The sequence below is a fragment of the Rhodovarius lipocyclicus genome (assembly GCF_009900765.1).
Classification (GTDB): Bacteria; Pseudomonadota; Alphaproteobacteria; order Acetobacterales; family Acetobacteraceae; genus Rhodovarius; species Rhodovarius lipocyclicus.
The window spans coordinates 142931-160833 of sequence record NZ_JAAABL010000002.1; the positions used below are offsets into that span (position 1 = coordinate 142931).

The window sequence follows — 17903 nt, forward strand, 5'->3', positions numbered from 1 at the left end:
CTATACCCGAGTCAACCCTTCCGGTATTGCCGTGTAAAGCTGCTTGAGCCTTGAAAGATAAGGCTCCTGCCCCTTTTTGCGGGAACCCTCCACCGGGTCCGCTCGCAACATCGTGTCCGTGCTGTCCACGCTGAAGCGCCGCACCCAGTCCACGCGCGGGTCGCGCAGGGCCGCGACCGCCGCCGCATCGCCGCCGGCGGCCAGCACCGCGCCGCCCAGCACCGCGTCCTCGATGGCCTGTGTCGCCCCCTGGCCCAGCGTGGGCACCATGCCCTGGGCGGCATCGCCCAGCAGCACCACGCGCCCGCCCAGCGTGTGGCGCAGGATGGGGCTTTCCTGCAGCCGGGCCCAATGCGTCTGGCCGGGCATGGCGCGGATCATCCGGCACATCCAGGCCACGGCGGGGCAGGGGGGCGCGTCGGCGGGCTCATACAGGGCGGCCTGGTATCCGGGGGCGCGCCATGCCTCGGGCACCTCGGCTTCCGGCGTGGGAAGCGGCACGCTGCCCGCGACATAGGCGGCGCCCCCGGGCAGGCGGAAGGCCAGCAGCCGGGCATGGCCGTTGAACCATTGCCCGTAGTCGTCCAGCGGCGCGTCCCCGGCATCGGGCACCAGCAGCCGCGTCAGCGCCACGCCGAAGAAGCGGGGGGTGACGGGGCCGGCCGTGATCTCCCGCAAGCGGGAATAGCGGCCGTCGCAGCCCATCAGCAGATCGAAATCGCCCTCGTCGAACAGGGCGCCGTCGGGGCCGCGGAAGATGGGGCGCAGCCGGCCGTCGGCGGCTTTCTCCAGCGCCTCGAACCGGGCGCCGTGGCGTGTCAGAGGGGCGACCGGGGCGCGCAGCACGCGGTACAGCTCCGACCAGCGCAGGCGGATGCCGGGTTCCTCGGCCACGCGCAGCAGGTCGATATCGGCCAGGCGTTCGCCCGCCGCAGTGTCGATGAACCAGCGTTTCCAGGGCAGGGAGGCGGCGCGGACCGCCGCGTGGCGCGCCGGCAGGTACAGGCGCAGCGCCTTCATGGCGTTGGGGCCGATGTTCAAGCCGGTGCCGGCCTCCGCTTCCTCGCCGGCCGCCAGCCGGTCGAAGGCCCGCACGGAAAAGCCGGGCCGCCCGGCCAGCATTTCCGCCGCCAGGCTCCCGGCCACACCCGTGCCGATGATGGCAATCCGCATCCGCTCACTCCACCTGAGGGCGGGCGCGATGCAATTCCGGTGCCATTACGGCACCGGGGGCCGGATCAGCCCCAGAACAGATAGATCACGAGCAGCAGCACGATGGTGGCGATGACGCCCCACTTGGTGGCGGCCATGAAGGCATTCAGCATGCCGGCGCGTTCGGCCAGGATGTCCTGGCTCTTCACCTCGATGAAGTCGTAGTGCGTCTGCTGACCAGCCATATGGAGAGAACCCCTTCCTCGCTGCCTGCTTCCATAGGAAACCGGCGCGGGCGAGGCAAGGGGCCGCTACAGCTTCCAGGCGCGCAGGGCGGCATCCGGGGCGGGCTGGGCGGGCTTTTCGCCGCCGGCCACCGCCGCCAGCACGGCGGGGTACAGGATATGTTCCTGCGCCAGCACCCGGGCGGCCAGCGTATCCTCGGTGTCGCCGGGCAGGATGGGCACGGCGGCCTGGGCCAGGATGGGGCCCTCATCCACGCCGGGGGCCACCCAGTGCACGGTGCAGCCATGCAGGGCCACGCCCGCCTCCAGCGCGCGGGCATGGGTGTCCAGCCCCTTGAAGCTGGGCAGCAGGCTGGGATGGATGTTGATCATCTTCCCCTCCCACCGGCGCACGAAGGGCTCGGTCAGCACGCGCAGGAAGCCCGCGAGCACCACCAGCTCCACGCCGTGCGCTTCCAGCACGGATTGCAGTTCGGCCTCGAATTCCTCTCGCGGGCGGCGGCGGCTTTCGACCACGGCGGTGGCCACGCCCTCGGCGGCGGCGGTCTCCAGGCCACGGGCGTCGGCCTTGTTGGACAGCACCAGCACCGGGCGCGCCGGATAGGCGGGGTCGCGCGCGGCGGCCAGGATCGCGGCCATGTTGCTGCCGCGGCCGGAGATGAGGAGGGCGGTGCGCATGCTGCCTGTGTTCCTTCGTTCAAGCGCCCGGACGGGCGCCGCGGCCAGTGCCGCGAAGCCCAGCGGCCGGATGGCCGCGCCCGGCGTCTGAGGGCGGAAAAATGGCCTGGGGCCCAGGGCCGTTGGCGGCCCGGGGCATCAGAGCCCGATCGGGCCGTCCATGATCACCTCGGCCTCGCCGGTGCCGGGCACCAGGCGGCCGATGCGGTGGGCGGTCTCCCCCGCCTCGGCCAGCAGCGCGATGGCGGCATCCGCCTCGGCCTCGGCCACCACCACCACCATGCCGACGCCGCAGTTGAACACGCGCAGCATCTCGGCCTCGACCACGCCGCCGGCGCGGGCCAGCCAGGAGAAGACGGGCGGGATGGGCCAGGAGCCGCCCTTCACCTCGGCGCCCACGCCCTCGGGCAGCACGCGGGGCAGGTTGCCCGGCAGGCCGCCGCCCGTGATGTGGGCGGCCGCCTTCAGCAGCCCGGCCTTGTGCAGCGCCAGCAGCGGTTTCACGTAGATGCGGGTGGGCACCAGCAGCGCCTCGCCCAGCGTCTTGCCCGCTTCCCAGGGGCAGGGATCGGTCAGGGTTTTGCCCGCCACTTCCAGCACCTTGCGCACCAGCGAGAAGCCGTTGGAATGCACGCCGGAGGCCGCGAGGCCCAGCAGCACGTCGCCGGGCCCCACATCGGGCTTCGGCAGCAGGTTCGCGCGCTCGGCGGCACCCACCGAGAAGCCCGCGAGGTCGTAATCGCCCTTGTGGTACATGCCCGGCATCTCGGCGGTTTCGCCGCCGACCAGGGCGCAGCCCGCGATGTGGCAGCCCTCGGCGATGCCGGCCACCACGTCCCGCGCCTGGGCCACGTCCAGCGCGCCGGTGGCGAAGTAGTCCAGGAAGAACAGGGGCTCGGCGCCCTGCACCACCAGGTCGTTCACGCACATGGCCACCAGGTCGATGCCCACCGTGTCATGCTTGCCAGCGTCGATCGCCAGGCGCAGCTTGGTGCCCACACCGTCGGTCGAGGAGACCAGCACGGGGTCGGAGAAGCCCGCCGCCTTCAGGTCGAACAGCGCGCCGAAGCCGCCGAGGCCGCCCATGACACCGCTGCGATTCGTGCGCTTCGCGTGGGGCTTGATGGCTTCCACCAGCGCGTCGCCCGCGTCGATGTCCACCCCGGCCGCGGCATATGTCAGGCCGTTGTCGCTTGAACTGGTCAGGGCAACCTCCAATACGGTAAGGGCATGTTCAGTGGTTCAGGGGATCCCGATGGCGCCTTTTAATCGCCTCACGCGGCGCGCGATACCTTTCTTGGCGCTGGCGGGGGCGTTGTCCACCGCATGGCTGGGCTATGCCCATGCGCAGGACAACCCGATGCGCCAGACCGGCATCGTGGTGGAAGCGACCGCCGCCGACGCGGTGCAGGCGCGCGAACGCGCCCTGGCCCAGGGCCGGCGCATCGCCTTCCAGCGGATGCAGGCGGCCACCGGCGGCTCGGCCGAGGGCGCGTCGGATCGGCAGATCGAATCGATGATCGCCTCCATGATCATCGAGGAGGAGCGTGTCAGCTCCACCCGCTATGTCGGGCGCATCACGGTGGTGTTCCGGGGCGGCGGCGCGGGCGGGCAGGCGGCGGTGCCGAACCCCATGGCGGGCCAGCCCGCCAGCAGCTTCATCGAGGCCACGGCCGCCTTCGCCGGCATGCCCGAATGGATCAATCTGCGCCGCCGCCTGATGCAGTCGGCGCCGGTGGCCAGCGTGGACATCCTGGCCATCAGCGTGGACAGCGCCCGGCTGCGCCTGGGCCTGCGCATCCCGGAGGCCGAGGCCCCCGGCGCCCTGCAGGCCGCTGGCGTCACGCTGCTGCCCGGCACCATCCCGGGCGAGCCCTGGCGGGTGGGCCTTGGCGGGGGCTGACCCCACCCCGCCGGGGGGTGAATCGCATCGGCTGTTCACCCTGCCGAACATCATAACCCTGGTGCGGCTGGCGGCCGTGCCGGCCACGGTGTGGCTGGTGCTGCACCAGGCCATGGGCTGGGCCTTCATCGTCTTCGCGGCCGCCGGCGTCTCGGATGGGCTGGATGGCTGGATCGCCCGTGCCTGGAACCAGCGCAGCGCCCTGGGCGCCATGCTGGACCCCGTGGCCGACAAGGCGCTGCTGATCAGCATCTATATCGTGCTCGCCATCATGGGCGGCCTGCCGGACTGGCTGGCCATCCTGGTCGTGACGCGGGACGTGTTCATCCTGGGCGGGCTGGCGGTGCTGTGGTTCCTGGGGATTAGACCGCCGATCGCGCCGCTGTATATTTCCAAGGTGAACACCTTCACCCAGATCGCGCTCGCGGGTTTCGCGCTGTTGCAGGCCGGCTTCGGCATGGGGCCCGACTGGGGGCTGCAATTCCTGATCTGGAGCGTGGCGTGCTCCACCCTGGTTTCGGGCGCGGCCTATCTGGCCGGTGGCGCGCGGCTGCTGGCCGCCGGGCCCGGCCAGCCATGAGCCTGACCATGCCGCCCTCCCTGACGCCCCCCGCCCCGGGCCGGGGGCGCCCCCTGCCGCCCGGCCCGCACCACGCCACCCCGCGCCAGCGCCGCAACCTGGTACTGGGGCTGCTGGCGGGGGTGCTGTTCTGCCTGTGGCTGTTCTCGGGCATTCTCACGCCCTTCGTGCTGGCCATCTGCATGGCCTATTTCCTGGATCCGCTGGCGACGCGCATGGCGGGGCTCGGCATTCCGCGCACGCTGTCGGCCGCGCTGCTGGTCGGGCTGATGATGGTGGCGGCGCTGCTGACCGTGCTGCTCGTCTATCCGTTGCTGCTGGTGCAGATCGGCATCCTGCTGACGCGCCTGCCCGCCTATGCCGCCAGCATCGGCGGGCAGGTGCGCGACCTGCTGCTGCATCTGGAGGAAGCCGCGGGACCGGAGGTGGTGGATGCGCGCCTGCGCGAACTCGTCGTCTCCCAGGCCGGGCAGATGGTCAGTTTCCTGGGTACGGCGGCCACTCGGCTCATCGGCGGCGGGCTGGCGCTGTTCAGCGTGTTCACGCTGGTGGTGGTCACGCCCGTGGTCGGTTTCTATCTGCTGCGGGACTGGCCGGGGATCATGCTGCGCATCGAATCCTGGCTGCCGCGCCGCAGCGCCCCCACCCTGCGCCACCTGGCGCTGGAGACCGACCGCGTTTTGGGCGGCTGGTTCCGGGGCCAGCTGATCTGCTGCCTGATCCTGGTGGTGCTCTATGCCGGCGGGCTGTCGCTGGTGGGGCTGGAGCTGGCGCTGATGGTGGGGCTGTTCGCGGGCATCCTGTCCTTCATCCCCTATGTCGGCACCTTCACGGGCTTCGTCACGGCGCTGGTGCTGGCCGCCGCGCAATGGGGCACCTGGTCCGGCATCTGGCCCGTCATCGCGGTGTTCGCCGTGGGGCACATCATCGAGGGCTACATCATCTACCCCCGCCTGCTGGGCGACCGGGTGGAACTGCACGCGGTGTGGGTGATCTTCGCGCTGTTCGCGGGCGGCGTGGCGCTGGGCTTCCTGGGCGTGCTGCTGGCGGTGCCGATTGCCGCGGCCATCGGCGTGCTGGCGCGGTTCTGGATGCGGAAATACCTGGAAAGCCCCCTATACCTGGACCCGCCGCGCTGATCTTCGGCCCTTTTGGCCGGTTGGCAGCGCCGCCACACAAGATTACACAGCGCAACATGCGACGGTGACCCGCAAGGGTTGAAACGGGAACGCGAGAAGGGGCCCCTGGCCCCCAGTCCGCGGCTGCCCCCGCAACTGTAAGCGGCGTTTGCCGCCCCATCAGCCATTGCCGCGCCCGTTGGGGCGCAGGCGAGAAGGCGGGGCGGCCGGTGGAACCCCCACCAGCCCGCGAGCCAGGAGACCGGCCGGCGCAGAGTTGTCCTGCAGGCATCCGGGCGGGGAGCACCGGTGCCACGGAAGGGGTTTGCCCCAGACCGTCTAGCGGGTGCGACGACGCCTCAGCCCCCGTTCCGGCCATGCCGGGGCGGGATCGTCCACACCTGTCCGGAGCATCGCCCGATGCGTCGTGTTCTTCTCCTGGGTTCCACCGCCCTCGGCCTGTCCAGTGTCCTTGGGGCCGGCCCGGCCCTGGCCCAGATCGCCCTGCCCGATACCGTCATCACCGCCACCCGCGTGGCGACCGATGCGGAGCGCGTGCCGGTCGCCACCACCACCATCACCCGCCAGGATATCGAGGAGCGCGGCTACCAGTCCCTCTCCGAGGCGCTGGCCACCGTGCCCGGCCTGCGCCTGGTGCCGCAGGGCGGCCCCGGCACCCTGACCAGCGGCTTCTTCCGCGGCGCCAATTCCCGCCATGTGCAGGTGCTGCTGGATGGCGTTCCGCTGAATGATTCGGCCGATCCCAACGGCGCCTTCAACTTCGGATCCTTCATGCTGGCCGGCATCGAGCGCATCGAGGTGCTGCGCGGCCCCGCCAGCTCGCTCTATGGCTCCAACGCCATCGGCGGCGTGGTGAACATCGTCACGCGCCGCGCCCCCACGGGCAAGGCGGCGGAGGTGTTCGGCTCCATCGCCGGCGGCACCCAGCGCACCCTGCGCGCGGATGGCGGCGTGGCGGGCACGGTCGGCGCCTTCGACTACCTGTTCGCCGCCCAGACCCTCTCGACCGAGGGCTTCAACATCACCCCGCAGCGCTTCACCTCCAGCCGGGGCGAGCGCGACGGCTATCGCGGCACGGCGGCGCTGGCGCGCCTGGGCTATCAGGTGAACCCCGATACCCGCATCGAGGGCACGATGCGCTGGCAGCAGGCCAATTACGGCCTGGACCGCTTCCTGGCCGACGACCCGAACTACAGCGCCGAGGACCGCCGCTGGTCCGGCCAGGTGCGGGCCGAGACGCGGCTGCTCGACGGGCTTTGGACCACGGGCCTGCGGGTGGGCTACACCGACGACCGCCGCCGCGCCGTGAACCTGCCGGACCAGTATTCCGCCAGCCGTACCGACGACCTGTATCGCGGCAGCCGGACCTTCGTGGATTGGGGCAACCAGGTGCGCCTGCCGGCGATCGGCGGCGTGGCCAATGACGGGCTGGTCAGCTTCGGCGTGAACTGGCAGCAGGAAACCAGCAACACCGCCTTCGGCAGCGTGCCCTTCCGCGGCGTCATCAACCGCAGCCAGGACAGCGCGGCGGGCTATGTCGCCGTGCAGTACCGCGCGCTGAACCGGCTGGATGTGTCGGCCGGCGGCCGGGTCGATTCCGTCGCGGGCTTCGGTGAGACGCCGACCTATCGCCTGGGCGTGGTGTACCACCTGCCGGAGGCCAACACCCGGCTGCGGGCGGCCATCGGCAGCGGCTTTGCGGCCCCCAGCCTGTTCCAGCGCTATGGCGTGCAGGGCACCTTCCGCGGCAACCCCGATCTGCGGCCCGAGCGCAGCACGAGCTGGGAATTCGGCGCGGATGTGGACGTGCCGGGCTTTGGCAATCCGCGCCTGGTCACGGCGGGCTTCACCTATTTCAACAGCCACTTCCGTGACCTGATCAACAGCAACGCAACCTTCACCAGCTACACCAACGTGGCGCGCGCCAATATCGAGGGGGCCGAGTTCTCGGTGACCGGCCGCATTGCCCCCTGGCTGGAAGGCCGCGTCGGCTACACGCTGACCCGCGCCTTCGACAGCACGACCGACAAGCAGCTGTTGCGCCGGCCGCAGGATGTGGTGGCGCTGTCCGCGCGCATCCAGCCGATCCAGCGGCTGGTGATCGCGCCGGAACTGCTGCTGACAGGCCGCGCGGCGGATTACGTGTACACGAACAGCGGCGCTTCCTCCCGCCGGACCAACACGCCGGGCGGGACCACGGCGAACCTGACCGTCACCTATCAGGCGATGGACCAGGTGAGCCTGTTCCTGGAAGCGCGGAACCTGGGCAACAGCCGGTACGAGCCGACCAGCGGCTATGTGACCCCGGGCCGCAGCGTGCTGTTCGGCACGCGCTTCGCGCTGTGACCCTGGTCTGAGAGGGGTGTGCCCCTCTCAGGCTTTCCCTGGCCGTGCCCCATGGGCCGGCCGGGGTTTTACCCCTTGCCCATCGGCACGCCTTCCGGCGCCCCGGAGCCCGCGCGGTAGCGATGGGTGCTGGCGCCATAGGCCACCACCTGCCCATCCTCGCCCTTCACCTCGCTGCGCGCGAAATAGACATTGCGCCCGGCGGTCACGAGCCGGCCCTCGGCGGTCAGCAGCGTGCCGATCGCGGCCTGGCCGGTGAAGCGGCAATCCAGGTCCAGCGTCACGCCGCGCCGCACATGGCCCGGCACCCCGCACCACAGCCCGGCGAAGGCGCCCGCCTGGTCCAGCAGGGACAGCGCCACGCCGCCATGGGCGATGCCGCTGCGGTTCGCGTGCTGGGGGCCCAGGCGGCATTGCAGCCGCACATAGCCCTCCGACCACTCCATCACCTCGATGCCCAGCAGGTCGTGGTAGGGGGAATGGGTGGTGGCGTGGAAATCCGCGTCGTTCACAGCGTGGCGGTCCGGCCCATGTCCAGGAACTTCTCCCGCCGGCGGATGCGCAGGGAGGCACCGTCCAGCGCCAGCAGCGGCTCCAGCGCGGCGGCGACGGCATTGCCCACGGCGTCCATCGCGGCTTCCCGGGCGCGGTGGGCGCCGCCCATCGGCTCGGGCACCACCGTGTCCACCAGGTTCAGCTTCTTCAGGTCGTCTGCGGTCAGGCGCAGGGCCTCGGCGGCGGTGCTGGCCTGGGCCGCGTCGCGCCACAGGATGGAGGCGCAGCCCTCCGGGCTGATCACCGAATAGATCGCGTGCTCCAGCATCAGCACCCGGTCGGCGGCGGCCAGCGCGATGGCGCCGCCGGAACCGCCCTCACCGATGATGGTGGCCACGAAGGGCACGGGGGCTTCGAGCCCTGCCTCGATGGAGCGCGCGATGGCCTCCGCCTGGCCGCGCGCCTCGGCCTCGATGCCGGGGAAGGCGCCGGAGGTATCGACGAAGGACAGGATGGGCAGGCCGAAGCGGCCGGCGAGTTCCATGATGCGGCGGGCCTTGCGATAGCCCTCCGGCTTGGCCATGCCGAAATTGTGCTTCACGCGGGTTTCGGTGTCGTGGCCCTTCTCGGTGCCCAGCACGGCCACGGCCCGGCCACGGAACCGGCCGATGCCGCCGATGACGGCGGCATCGTCGGCGAAGGCGCGGTCGCCGGCCAGGGGCGTGAAGCCCTGGATCAGGTGGGCCACGTAATCCAGCGCCTTGGGGCGCTCGGGGTGGCGGGCCACCTGGGCCTTCTGCCAGGGCGTCAGCTTGGCATAGGTCGCGGCGAGGAGTTTCTGCGCCTTGTCCTGCAGGCGTCCGACCTCCTCGGCCACATCGATGCCGCCGGCATCGGTGGTCCGCCGCAACTCCTCCACCTTGCCCGCCAGCTCGGCGAGGGGCTTCTCGAATTCGAGGAAATGACTCATGCGCGCCGGGTATCAGTTTTTGGCGCGCCGCGCCATGCCATGGTGGCGGGGGAAGGCTGTGGCATGTGCTTGCATCATAAATTCATGTTGCGTCGCACAAAATGCTTTGACGTCATCTGAATGAACGGCTAGAAAACTGAACCGTTTCGTTCGGAGGAAGCCCCATGCCCACACCCCACGAAGAGTTCATGAAGATGTTCGGTGAGTTCCGCATGCCCGCCATGCCGGATTTCCAGGCCCTGGCCGAAGCCCAGCGCAAGAACATCGAGGCCATCGCGGCCGCCAACAAGATCGCGATCGAGGGTGCGCAGGCCGTGGCCCGCCGTCAGATCGAGATCCTGCAATCCTCCGTCTCCGAGATCAGCGACGCGGTGCAGACCGTGACGCGTGAGGAGAGCCCGACGGGTAAGGTCGCCCGCCAGACGGATCTCATCAAGTCCAGCTACGAGAAGGCCGTTTCCAACGTGAAGGAACTGACGGACCTGATGCAGAAGTCCAACACCGAGGCGCTGGGCCTGCTGAACGCCCGTTTCAGCGCGGCGCTGGACGAAATGAAGACGGCCGTTTCCAAGGGCTGAACAGACGCGGCTTTCCGTGGATTTTGGGCGGGCCCCCCGGGGCCCGCTTTTTTTGTGCCCGGGCCCTGGCCATTCCCCACCCCGGAGGCCGGCAAGGGCGCCGGAAAGCATCCTGGGGGGCGGGGGGTGTTCCCGGCATTACCTCTGTAACAAAGGGGGGCATCCAGGCCGGATTCCTGCCTACCCCCGGGGGGGACGCGAAAAATATTCGGCAGGGGGGACAAAGCCCCTTGCAAGGGGGGGGCAGGCCGCGTATCTGCCGCCTCGAAGACGCAGTACGCACGTGCCTCTGGCCCCAGGCCCACGGAGCTCGGCCCGCAATATGGCCCTGCCACCGCGGCGCAAGGTTTACGCAACGACGTCAAGCGTTCTGGCAACCCCGACCGGTTCAACCCGGGCGGTTCTCTCTTGGTCGCTGGTTCGTTCGACCGTTCGTCAACTTGGGCCTTCCGGTCATACCCGGCTGGTTCCGCAATGGAATTGGGGGTGGTGCGATGACCCAGAAGGTCGCTCGCTATCTCGCTGAGATGTCGCCCGCTACACCGTGCCTCGTCATGGACGTGGACCGCGTGGAGGGTAACTTCCGGCGCCTGCAGGGTGCGCTGCCGAACGCGCGCATCTATTACGCCGTGAAGGCCAACCCGGCCGCCCCGATCCTGGAGCGGCTGACGGGTCTTGGCTCCTTCTTCGATGCCGCTTCCTGGCAGGAAGTGCAGATGTGCCTGGCCGCCGGCGCGGCTGCCGAGCATGTCAGCTACGGCAACACTATCAAGAAGGAGCGCGACATCGCGGCGGCCTTCGCGGCCGGTGTGCGCATGTTCGCCTTCGACAGCGAGCCGGAGCTTCGCAAGATCGCGCGTGCCGCCCCGGGCAGCCGCGTCTATTGCCGCATCTTCGTCGAGAACGAAGGTGCGGAATGGCCGCTGTCCAAGAAGTTCGGCTGCGAAGTCGATATGGCGAAGCGCCTGATGGTGCTGGCCGGCGATCTGGGGCTGGATGCCTATGGCATCTCCTTCCATGTCGGCAGCCAGCAGACCTCCGCCGCGCCGTACCGCTCCGCGATCGCCAAGGTCGCCACCGTGTTCACGGATCTGGCCGCGGCCGGCGTGAAGCTGCGCATGGTGAACCTCGGCGGTGGCTACCCTGTCCGCTACAAGTCCGAAGTGCCTGAGATCCAGGAGATCGGCGAAGCCGTGATGGGTGCCTTCGCCGAGCATTTCGGCAATGACCTGCCCGAGATCGTGATCGAGCCCGGCCGCTTCCTGGTGGCCGATGCCGGCACCGTCTGCACGGAAGTGGTGCTCGTTTCCCGCAAGGGCGAGAACGACCCGGTGCGCTGGGTGTACCTGGACATTGGCCGTTTCGGCGGCCTGGCCGAGACCGAGGGCGAGGCCATCCGCTACACGCTGCGCACGCCGCGTGATGGCGAGGCCGAGGGCCCGGTGACCATCGCCGGCCCCACCTGCGACAGCGTGGACACGCTGTACGAGAAGTCGAACTACCGGCTGCCCTTGGGCCTGACGGACGGCGACCGCATCGAGATCCTCTCGACCGGCGCCTATGTCACCACCTATGCCAGCCAGAAGTTCAACGGCTTCGCGCCGCTGGAAGAACACTACATCTGATGCCTGTGGCCCGCGGGGGCCACGGAGACCGGATGCTGTAAGCCGATCACCCATCGGGGCTTGTGCGCCGTCCTGGCTTTGCCGGGGCGTGCCCGGCTTGGCGGGGAGGGAGCCGCTTGGCGGCCCTTCCCTGGCCACGGGCTGTGCCAGTTCGCGATGGGTTGCAAGGGGCCGGCGGCGCGTGGGATTCCATGCTGCCACCGGCCCCTCTGCATTTCTGGGTCCCGCATTTTTCGGGAACGAAATTTCCTTTCCAGAACCACCTAGGCAAGATAGAGTACGGTCATGGACGAGATTGACCGAAAGATTGCCATTGCGGTGCAGTATGACGGCGCCGCGGGCCTCGCCGAGTTGGCGAAGATCGCGGGGCTCTCGGTCTCCGCCACCGCGGAGCGGCAGAAGCGCCTTGAGGAGCGCGGCGTGATCCGTGGCTGGCATGCGGCGCTGGACCCGGTGCTGGTCGGCTGCCCTTTGCTGGCCTTCGTGCGGCTGGCGCTGAAGCCGGGCAGTGGCGAGGCCGCCTTCCGCGCCTCGATGCAGGAGCATGAGGCGGTGCTGGAATGCCACCACATGACCGGCAACTGGTCCTATCTGCTGAAGCTGCGCTTTCCGGACATGGCGGGGCTGGAGGCCTTCGTCACCGCCGAGTTGCGCAGCCTGGCGGGGCTGGAGCGGCTGGCGGTGGATGTGGCGCTGTCCTCGGTGAAGGAGACCCGGCTGCTGCCGGTGGCCCCGGTTTCCGAGGACGAGGATCACTGAGGGAGGCCGAAGCCTCCCTTTGTTATTTTACAGGGTAGCGCCCTGGGCGCGCCAGAATGCCTCGGCGGCGGGGTGCCAGGGCACGCCGGCGGCGGCGGTCTTCTGCACGGCCAGGGTGAAATCCCGCGCGGCGGAATGCACGCGGGCCCAGTCCTCCCGGTTCTGCCACATCACGTCCAGGATCTTGCGGACGGTATCCGCCGGCATGTCCTCACGCACCGCGATGATGTTGGCGACCGAGAGCTGGCGATTCGGCGTGGTCTGGCCCGGATAGGTGCCGGCCGGGATCTCCTCGGCGAAATAGACCGGGCCGTTCTTCTCCACGATGCGCGCGGCCAGATCCGCGTGGTCGATCAGCACCAGCTGCGTGCCGGGCGTCGCCGCCAGGTCGGTGATCGCGCTGGTCGGCACGCCGGAGACGAAGAAATAGGCGTCGATCTTGCCGTCGCGGATCGCCGCCGTACTCTCGGCCGGGGAAAGCCGTTCACGGCCGCGGAAATCGCGGTTCAGATCCAGCCCGGCGGCCTCGATCACGCGCTGGGCGAACAGCTCCGTGGCCGATTGCGGGGCGCCGGTGGAGATCCGCTTGCCCTTCAGATCCGCCATCGTGCGGATGTTGCGGTCGGCGGTCGTCACGATCTGCATGCGGTTGGTGTAGAGCACCGCGATGGCGCGGGTAGGCACCACCCGGCCGCGGAACTGCCCGGCGCCACGGACGGAATCGACCGCCGCATCCACCTGGCCGAACACGATCTGCGCGCGGTTGGCGCCCAGCAGCTGGAAATTGGCGGTGGAGCCGGCCGTCACCTCGGCCGTCGCGGCCGAGCCCGGGATGGCGCGGGTGATGTAGTTCGCCAGCGCCCCGCCCAGCGGATAGTACACGCCGCCCGTGGTGCCGGTGGCGATGGAGAATTGCAGGTTCTGGGCCTGGGCGTGGCCGATGAAGGGCAGGGCGAGGCCGGCACCCAGCAGGGCACGGCGCGGCGCGGTGATGGAACGCTTCATGGTTATTTCCTCCGGCGCGACAGGCGCCTTTCTTGAGAAAAGTTTAGGCATGGGTCTGTCCGGTTGAAAGCCCTTTCCTGGGGTTGATTCGTATCAAGGCGCGGCGGCGCCAGCCCCGCCATGATCCCCCGAGATCCCGAGGAGGTTTCCGATGAACGCTATGCCGAAGGCAAAGGAGCTGATGACGCGCAGCGTCATCGCCATCAGCCCCGATATGAGTGTCGATGCCGTCGCCCGGCTGCTGGCCGGGCGCGGCATTTCCGCCGCCCCCGTGCTGGACAAGGCCGGCCATGTGCTGGGCGTGGTGACGGAGGCGGACCTGATCGCCCGCCTGGCCGGGCTGAAGGACCCTCCGATCGGCTTCTTCCGCAGCCTGTTCACGGACCCCGAGGCACGGGCCGAACGCTATGCCCGCACCCATGGCGTCACCGCCCGTGACATCATGACGGAGGGCGCCATCTTCGTCGGCCCGGATGCGACCGCCGATGAGATCGCCCATCTGATGGAAGAAAAGCACATCCGCCGCGTGCTGGTGCTGGAGGATGGCAAGCTGCTCGGCATCGTCTCCCGCGCTGATCTGCTGCGGGCGCTGGTCGATCCTGTGACCATCCCGCAGGAACTGCCGGATGCCGAGATCCGTGAGGCGGTGCTGACCGCCATGAAGCGTGAGCCCTGGGCCAACGGCTTCTACACCACCGTACAGGTGGAGGAGGGCGTGGTCCGTTTCGAGGGCTTCGTGCAGCATGAGGGCATTCGCCGTGGCCTGCAGGTGCTGGCCATGAACGTGCCGGGCGTGCGCGCCGTGCTGGACAACACCCAGCCGATGCCCGCGGGGATGATGGCCGCCGTCTAACCCACCCGCAGCAAGGCCGGGCCCTGGCGTTTCAGCCAGGTCTCGGCGGCGCGGCGGTGGGGTGTCAGGCGTTCCACATGCGCCCAGAAGCGGGGCGAGTGGTTCAGTTCGCGCAGATGCGCCACCTCATGCGCCACCACGTAGTCCAACACCCAGTCCGGTGCCATCACCAGCCGCCAGGAAAAGGCGAGCGTGCCATCCGGCGCGCAGCTGCCCCAGCGGCTGCTGGTATCCTTCACCCGCACGGCGCGGGGGCGCACGCCCAGCGCTTCGGCATGCACGGGCGTGCGCAGCCGGATGCGCCGGGCGGCCTCCGAGCGCAGGAAATCCTGGATGCGGCGGGGCAGGAATTCGATCCCCCCAGTCACCACCAGCCGGCCATCCTCGATCGCCACGCCGCCCCTGCGGTCGGGGGCGTGCACGATCTCATGCGGGATGTCGCCGATGGGCAGGCTGGCGCCGGGTTCCAGCCGTTGCGCGGGCGCCAGCGCCGCCAGGCGCTGCAGCACCCAGCCGGCATGCTGCTGCAGCAGCGACATGCCGGTGCGGCGCGCGACCCGTGGTGGCAGCGTGACCACCACCGCTGCCTCACGCGGGTCGATCTTGATGGAAACCCGCCGGGCGCGGGCCGAACGCTTCCATTGCACCGCGCAGGGCGCTGGTGCGGCGAAGGGGTTGGGCTGGAGGAGGATGGTCTCCGATTCGACCGTATCCATGGGGGTGTCCTGCCGGAATCACGGTCCGGCGTCCAGAGAATGATCATTTCCGCGTGGGCATGCCCGATGGCGCCGCAGCCATGCCCAGATGGGGTGTGAGGCGTGAATCCTCAGCACTTCAAGGCGCCTTGACCCAGCCCTATTTGCAGCGCATCGGCTGCATCAAGCCGGCATTCCGGCAAAGAACCCAACAACTGGCGAAATGATCCACATTTGCTCACGCTCCGTATCATTCCCTGCCTGGATGTGAAGGAAGGCCGCGTCGTCAAAGGCGTGAACTTCGTGGATCTGCGCGACGCGGGCGACCCGGTTGAGCAGGCGACTGCCTATGGCGCCCAGGGCGCCGATGAGGTCACCTTCCTCGACATCGGCGCCACGCATGAGAACCGGGACACGATGCTCGACGTCGTCTCCCGCACCGCGGCCAGCCTGTTCATCCCGCTGACCGTGGGGGGCGGCGTGCGCAGCGTGGAGGATGTCCGCCGGCTGTTGCTGGCCGGGGCCGACAAGGCCAGCATCAATTCCGCCGCCGTGGCCGAGCCCGAGCTGGTGGGCCGCGCGGCCGAGGCCTTCGGCAGCCAGTGCATCGTGGTGGCGATCGACGCCAAGCAGGTCTCGCCCGGCCGGTGGGAGATCTTCACCCATGGCGGCCGCAAGCCCACCGGCATCGACGCGGTGGCATGGTCGGAGCGTATGGCCGAACTCGGCGCCGGGGAGTTGCTCGTCACCTCCATGGACCGGGACGGCACCAAGAAGGGTTTCGACCTGGAGCTGCTGCGGGAGATCCGCAAGCGTGTGCGCCTGCCGCTGGTGGCCAGCGGCGGCGTGGGGTCGCTCGAACATTTCGTGGAAGGCGCGGAGGCCGGAGCCACCGGGCTGCTGGCCGCCAGCGTGTTCCATGACGGGGTATATCGTATCGCACAGGCCAAGGCGGCTCTCGCCGCCGCCGGCTGGCCCGTGCGACCTGAGGAAAGGGCGCTGTAGATGGCCAAACCGAGCAAGCCGAGGGCCAAGGCCGTCAAGGCCACGAAGCCCGTGAAGGCTGTGAAGCCTGTGAAGCCCGTGAAGAAGAAGGCGTCGCTGCCCTTGCCGGCCGGCATCGAGGCCCCCCAGGCCAAGCCGCCCAAGCGCGTGCGCCGGGCGGAATCCTCTCCTCTGGCCAGCTTCGAGCCCAGCGCCGCCGGCGCCACGCCCGAGGTGCTGGACCGGCTGTGGAACGTGATCGAGCAGCGCCGCCTGGCCGGTGACGTGGAGGCCTCGCACTCCGCCCGCCTGCTGGCGCGCGGCACCGCCAAGGTCGCCCAAAAGCTGGGCGAGGAAGCGGTGGAATGCGTGATCGAGGCCGTGGCCGGCAACCGCTCGGCCACCATCGCCGAGAGCGCGGATGTGCTGTACCACCTGCTGGTCGTCTGGGTGGATGCCGGCATCAACCCCGCCGAGGTGTGGAGCGAGCTGCACCGGCGCGAGGGCATTTCCGGCATCGCCGAGAAGGCGTCCCGCCCCAAGGTGCTGGTGAAGCTGGCCAACACCAAGAAGCTGCCCTGAAAGAAGAAACCGGAGGAAGCCCATGCCCGTGAACGGCCTGCCGCCCTATGACACGAACAACATCTTCGCCCGCATCCTGCGCGGCGAGATCCCGTGCAAGAAGGTGCTGGAGACCGAATACGCGCTGGCCTTCCACGATATCGCGCCCCAGGCGCCCACCCATATCCTGATCATTCCCAAGGGCGCCTACGTCTCGGCCAGCGATTTCAATACGCAGGCGAGCCCCGAGGAAATGGCTGGGCTGTGGCGCGCCGTGGCCGAGGTGGCCAAGCCGCTGGAGGCCACCGGCTATCGCATCATCTGCAACATGGGTGTGGATGCCGGGCAGGAAGTGCCGCACTTCCATGTGCATGTGCTGGGTGGCCGCCCGCTGGGTGTGATGGTCGCCAAGCCGGCATGAATCGCACGGGGGGCTTGCAACGGCCCCGCCAAGGGCGGATGTGACGGCGATGACGAGTACAGCCCTTGCTGAAGCCCGCCTCGCGCTCGATGCCGTGGGAAAATTGCCGGACGCCGAGATCGATATCGGCGCCGCGGCGTTGCAATTCGCCCGCATCGACGCGCCGGAGGCCGATTGGACCGCCGCGCGGGACATGCTCTCGGCTATCGCGCGTGAAACGGTGGCGCAAGCCACGGCGGAGGCCGATGCCGGCGATGCCGAGGCCCGCCGCCAGGTTCTGGCCCAGGTGCTGCACGGGCATTTCGGCCTGGAAGGCGACGCCGAAAGCTATGACGACCTGGAAAACGCCAACCTGATCCATGTGCTGGACCGCTGCCGGGGCCTGCCGGTGGCCCTCGGCGTGCTGTGGCTGCATGCGGCCGAGGCCGCGGGCTGGGAGGCCTATGGCGTCGATTTCCCGGGCCATTTCCTGGTGGCGCTGCGCGGCGAGACCCAGCCCGTGCTGGTGGATGTGTTCCACGGAGGCGCGAAGCTGGAGGCACCGGAACTGCGCGCCCTGATCAAGCGGCTGGAAGGCGAGAAGGCCGAGTTGAAGCCCGGCATGCTGGCCGCCATGCCGCGCCGCGCCGTGCTGCTGCGCCTGCAGAACAACATCAAGCTGCGCCGCCTGCGGGTGGGCGATGTGGCCTCCGCCCTCGCCTGTGCCGAGGACATGCTGCGCATCGCCCCCGACCATGCTGGGCTGTGGCGGGAAGTGGGGCTGATGAACCAGCGGCTGGAACGCATCAGCGCCGCCCTAGTGGCTTTGGAGCGCGCGCTGGAACTGGCCCCCGAGGACAAGCGCACCCGCAGCCTGATCGACGAACTGCGCAACCGGCTGAACTGAAGGGGGCCTTCCCCAACCCCCTCGGCCC

Annotated in this window: 20 protein-coding genes and 1 riboswitch; of the genes, 12 read left to right on the forward strand and 8 right to left on the reverse strand. The window is 69.5% G+C overall.

The genetic code is table 11. The features are described from left to right. The 4 genes from GT007_RS03530 to purM form a co-directional block, all read right to left on the reverse strand. On the reverse strand, positions 1-1173 hold the full coding sequence (locus GT007_RS03530) for a flavin-dependent monooxygenase (protein WP_160120189.1): 1173 nt from the start codon (positions 1171-1173) through the stop codon (positions 1-3). A 65-nt stretch (positions 1174-1238) separates the two neighbouring features. Beyond that, complete coding sequence (locus GT007_RS03535; protein ID WP_160120190.1) at positions 1239-1397, reverse strand: preprotein translocase subunit SecE; 159 nt, start codon at positions 1395-1397, stop codon at positions 1239-1241. 66 nt (positions 1398-1463) lie between these two features. Beyond that, positions 1464-2075: a phosphoribosylglycinamide formyltransferase gene (gene purN, locus GT007_RS03540; protein ID WP_160120191.1), complete on the reverse strand. Its 612-nt coding sequence runs from the start codon at positions 2073-2075 to the stop codon at positions 1464-1466. 138 nt (positions 2076-2213) lie between these two features. Further along, complete coding sequence (gene purM, locus GT007_RS03545) at positions 2214-3293, reverse strand: phosphoribosylformylglycinamidine cyclo-ligase (protein WP_408015529.1); 1080 nt, start codon at positions 3291-3293, stop codon at positions 2214-2216. 97 nt (positions 3294-3390) lie between these two features. Here purM and GT007_RS03550 point away from each other — a divergent pair, with 97 nt between their 5' ends. The 4 genes from GT007_RS03550 (at position 3391) to GT007_RS22745 (ending at position 8043) form a co-directional block, all read left to right on the forward strand. Further along, positions 3391-3978, forward strand: coding sequence for a hypothetical protein (locus tag GT007_RS03550; protein ID WP_160120192.1), 588 nt, complete (start codon positions 3391-3393; stop codon positions 3976-3978). Beyond that, on the forward strand, positions 3965-4558 hold the full coding sequence (locus GT007_RS03555) for a CDP-alcohol phosphatidyltransferase family protein (protein ID WP_268894540.1): 594 nt from the start codon (positions 3965-3967) through the stop codon (positions 4556-4558). Before GT007_RS03550 ends, GT007_RS03555 begins: the two co-directional genes overlap by 14 nt. Continuing rightward, the gene (locus GT007_RS03560) at positions 4555-5697 is read left to right on the forward strand and encodes an AI-2E family transporter (RefSeq protein ID WP_236571477.1); all 1143 of its coding nucleotides are present in this window, start codon (positions 4555-4557) and stop codon (positions 5695-5697) included. The genes GT007_RS03555 and GT007_RS03560 overlap by 4 nt, the downstream gene beginning before the upstream one ends. A 45-nt stretch (positions 5698-5742) precedes the next feature. Continuing rightward, positions 5743-5961, forward strand: a riboswitch (cobalamin riboswitch). A 135-nt stretch (positions 5962-6096) separates the two neighbouring features. Further along, on the forward strand, positions 6097-8043 hold the full coding sequence (locus GT007_RS22745) for a TonB-dependent receptor plug domain-containing protein (protein ID WP_160120193.1): 1947 nt from the start codon (positions 6097-6099) through the stop codon (positions 8041-8043). Positions 8044-8111: 68 nt separating this feature from the next. On the opposite strand, the gene GT007_RS03570 is transcribed toward GT007_RS22745, so the two are convergent. Together GT007_RS03570 and GT007_RS03575 are read right to left on the reverse strand one after the other, a co-directional pair. Then, positions 8112-8555, reverse strand: coding sequence for a PaaI family thioesterase (locus GT007_RS03570; protein ID WP_236571478.1), 444 nt, complete (start codon positions 8553-8555; stop codon positions 8112-8114). Further along, positions 8552-9508, reverse strand: coding sequence for an acetyl-CoA carboxylase carboxyltransferase subunit alpha (locus tag GT007_RS03575; RefSeq protein ID WP_160120194.1), 957 nt, complete (start codon positions 9506-9508; stop codon positions 8552-8554). The genes GT007_RS03570 and GT007_RS03575 overlap by 4 nt, the downstream gene beginning before the upstream one ends. A gap of 164 nt (positions 9509-9672) precedes the next feature. On the opposite strand from GT007_RS03575, the gene GT007_RS03580 reads away from it, so the two are divergent. The 3 genes from GT007_RS03580 to GT007_RS03590 all read left to right on the forward strand — a co-directional run bounded on the left by GT007_RS03580 (position 9673) and on the right by GT007_RS03590 (position 12470). Continuing rightward, a complete protein-coding gene (locus tag GT007_RS03580) occupies positions 9673-10086 on the forward strand; it encodes a phasin family protein (protein WP_236571479.1) in 414 nt (137 codons plus the stop codon). A 494-nt stretch (positions 10087-10580) separates the two neighbouring features. Then, a complete protein-coding gene (locus GT007_RS03585; RefSeq protein WP_160120195.1) occupies positions 10581-11711 on the forward strand; it encodes a type III PLP-dependent enzyme in 1131 nt (376 codons plus the stop codon). Positions 11712-11996: 285 nt separating this feature from the next. Continuing rightward, on the forward strand, positions 11997-12470 hold the full coding sequence (locus GT007_RS03590) for an Lrp/AsnC family transcriptional regulator (RefSeq protein ID WP_160120196.1): 474 nt from the start codon (positions 11997-11999) through the stop codon (positions 12468-12470). 27 nt (positions 12471-12497) lie between these two features. Here the strand turns inward: GT007_RS03590 and GT007_RS03595 are convergent, their stop codons facing one another. Continuing rightward, positions 12498-13475 (reverse strand): TAXI family TRAP transporter solute-binding subunit, encoded by a 978-nt coding sequence (locus GT007_RS03595; RefSeq protein WP_160120197.1) that lies wholly within the window; start codon positions 13473-13475, stop codon positions 12498-12500. Positions 13476-13626: 151 nt separating this feature from the next. On the opposite strand from GT007_RS03595, the gene GT007_RS03600 reads away from it, so the two are divergent. Next, complete coding sequence (locus tag GT007_RS03600; RefSeq protein WP_236571480.1) at positions 13627-14328, forward strand: CBS domain-containing protein; 702 nt, start codon at positions 13627-13629, stop codon at positions 14326-14328. Here GT007_RS03600 and GT007_RS03605 read toward each other — a convergent pair. Continuing rightward, complete coding sequence (locus GT007_RS03605; RefSeq protein WP_160120198.1) at positions 14325-15044, reverse strand: M48 family metallopeptidase; 720 nt, start codon at positions 15042-15044, stop codon at positions 14325-14327. The two genes, GT007_RS03600 and GT007_RS03605, sit on opposite strands and share 4 nt — an antisense overlap. A 213-nt stretch (positions 15045-15257) precedes the next feature. Here GT007_RS03605 and hisF point away from each other — a divergent pair, with 213 nt between their 5' ends. The 4 genes from hisF to GT007_RS03625 are packed head-to-tail and all read left to right on the forward strand — an operon-like array spanning position 15258 to position 17875. After that, positions 15258-16028 (forward strand): imidazole glycerol phosphate synthase subunit HisF, encoded by a 771-nt coding sequence (gene hisF / locus GT007_RS03610; protein WP_160120199.1) that lies wholly within the window; start codon positions 15258-15260, stop codon positions 16026-16028. Next, a complete protein-coding gene (locus tag GT007_RS03615) occupies positions 16029-16589 on the forward strand; it encodes a phosphoribosyl-ATP diphosphatase (protein WP_160120200.1) in 561 nt (186 codons plus the stop codon). A gap of 22 nt (positions 16590-16611) precedes the next feature. Beyond that, positions 16612-16989 (forward strand): histidine triad nucleotide-binding protein, encoded by a 378-nt coding sequence (locus GT007_RS03620; RefSeq protein WP_160120201.1) that lies wholly within the window; start codon positions 16612-16614, stop codon positions 16987-16989. A gap of 49 nt (positions 16990-17038) precedes the next feature. Beyond that, the gene (locus tag GT007_RS03625; RefSeq protein WP_160120202.1) at positions 17039-17875 is read left to right on the forward strand and encodes a SirB1 family protein; all 837 of its coding nucleotides are present in this window, start codon (positions 17039-17041) and stop codon (positions 17873-17875) included. Positions 17876-17903 lie beyond the last annotated feature (28 nt).

Coding starts and splice junctions, on each gene's coding strand:
- GT007_RS03615 (WP_160120200.1), top strand. CDS start 16,029: ATGGCCAAACCGAGCAAGCCGAGGGCCAAGGCCGTCAAGGCCACGAAG.
- GT007_RS03595 (WP_160120197.1), bottom strand. CDS start 13,475: ATGAAGCGTTCCATCACCGCGCCGCGCCGTGCCCTGCTGGGTGCCGGC.
- GT007_RS03600 (WP_236571480.1), top strand. CDS start 13,627: ATGAACGCTATGCCGAAGGCAAAGGAGCTGATGACGCGCAGCGTCATC.
- purN (WP_160120191.1), bottom strand. CDS start 2,075: ATGCGCACCGCCCTCCTCATCTCCGGCCGCGGCAGCAACATGGCCGCG.
- GT007_RS22745 (WP_160120193.1), top strand. CDS start 6,097: ATGCGTCGTGTTCTTCTCCTGGGTTCCACCGCCCTCGGCCTGTCCAGT.
- GT007_RS03580 (WP_236571479.1), top strand. CDS start 9,673: ATGCCCACACCCCACGAAGAGTTCATGAAGATGTTCGGTGAGTTCCGC.
- GT007_RS03575 (WP_160120194.1), bottom strand. CDS start 9,508: ATGAGTCATTTCCTCGAATTCGAGAAGCCCCTCGCCGAGCTGGCGGGC.
- GT007_RS03620 (WP_160120201.1), top strand. CDS start 16,612: ATGCCCGTGAACGGCCTGCCGCCCTATGACACGAACAACATCTTCGCC.
- GT007_RS03590 (WP_160120196.1), top strand. CDS start 11,997: ATGGACGAGATTGACCGAAAGATTGCCATTGCGGTGCAGTATGACGGC.
- GT007_RS03585 (WP_160120195.1), top strand. CDS start 10,581: ATGACCCAGAAGGTCGCTCGCTATCTCGCTGAGATGTCGCCCGCTACA.
- GT007_RS03625 (WP_160120202.1), top strand. CDS start 17,039: ATGACGAGTACAGCCCTTGCTGAAGCCCGCCTCGCGCTCGATGCCGTG.
- GT007_RS03535 (WP_160120190.1), bottom strand. CDS start 1,397: ATGGCTGGTCAGCAGACGCACTACGACTTCATCGAGGTGAAGAGCCAG.
- GT007_RS03530 (WP_160120189.1), bottom strand. CDS start 1,173: ATGCGGATTGCCATCATCGGCACGGGTGTGGCCGGGAGCCTGGCGGCG.
- GT007_RS03605 (WP_160120198.1), bottom strand. CDS start 15,044: ATGGATACGGTCGAATCGGAGACCATCCTCCTCCAGCCCAACCCCTTC.
- GT007_RS03560 (WP_236571477.1), top strand. CDS start 4,555: ATGAGCCTGACCATGCCGCCCTCCCTGACGCCCCCCGCCCCGGGCCGG.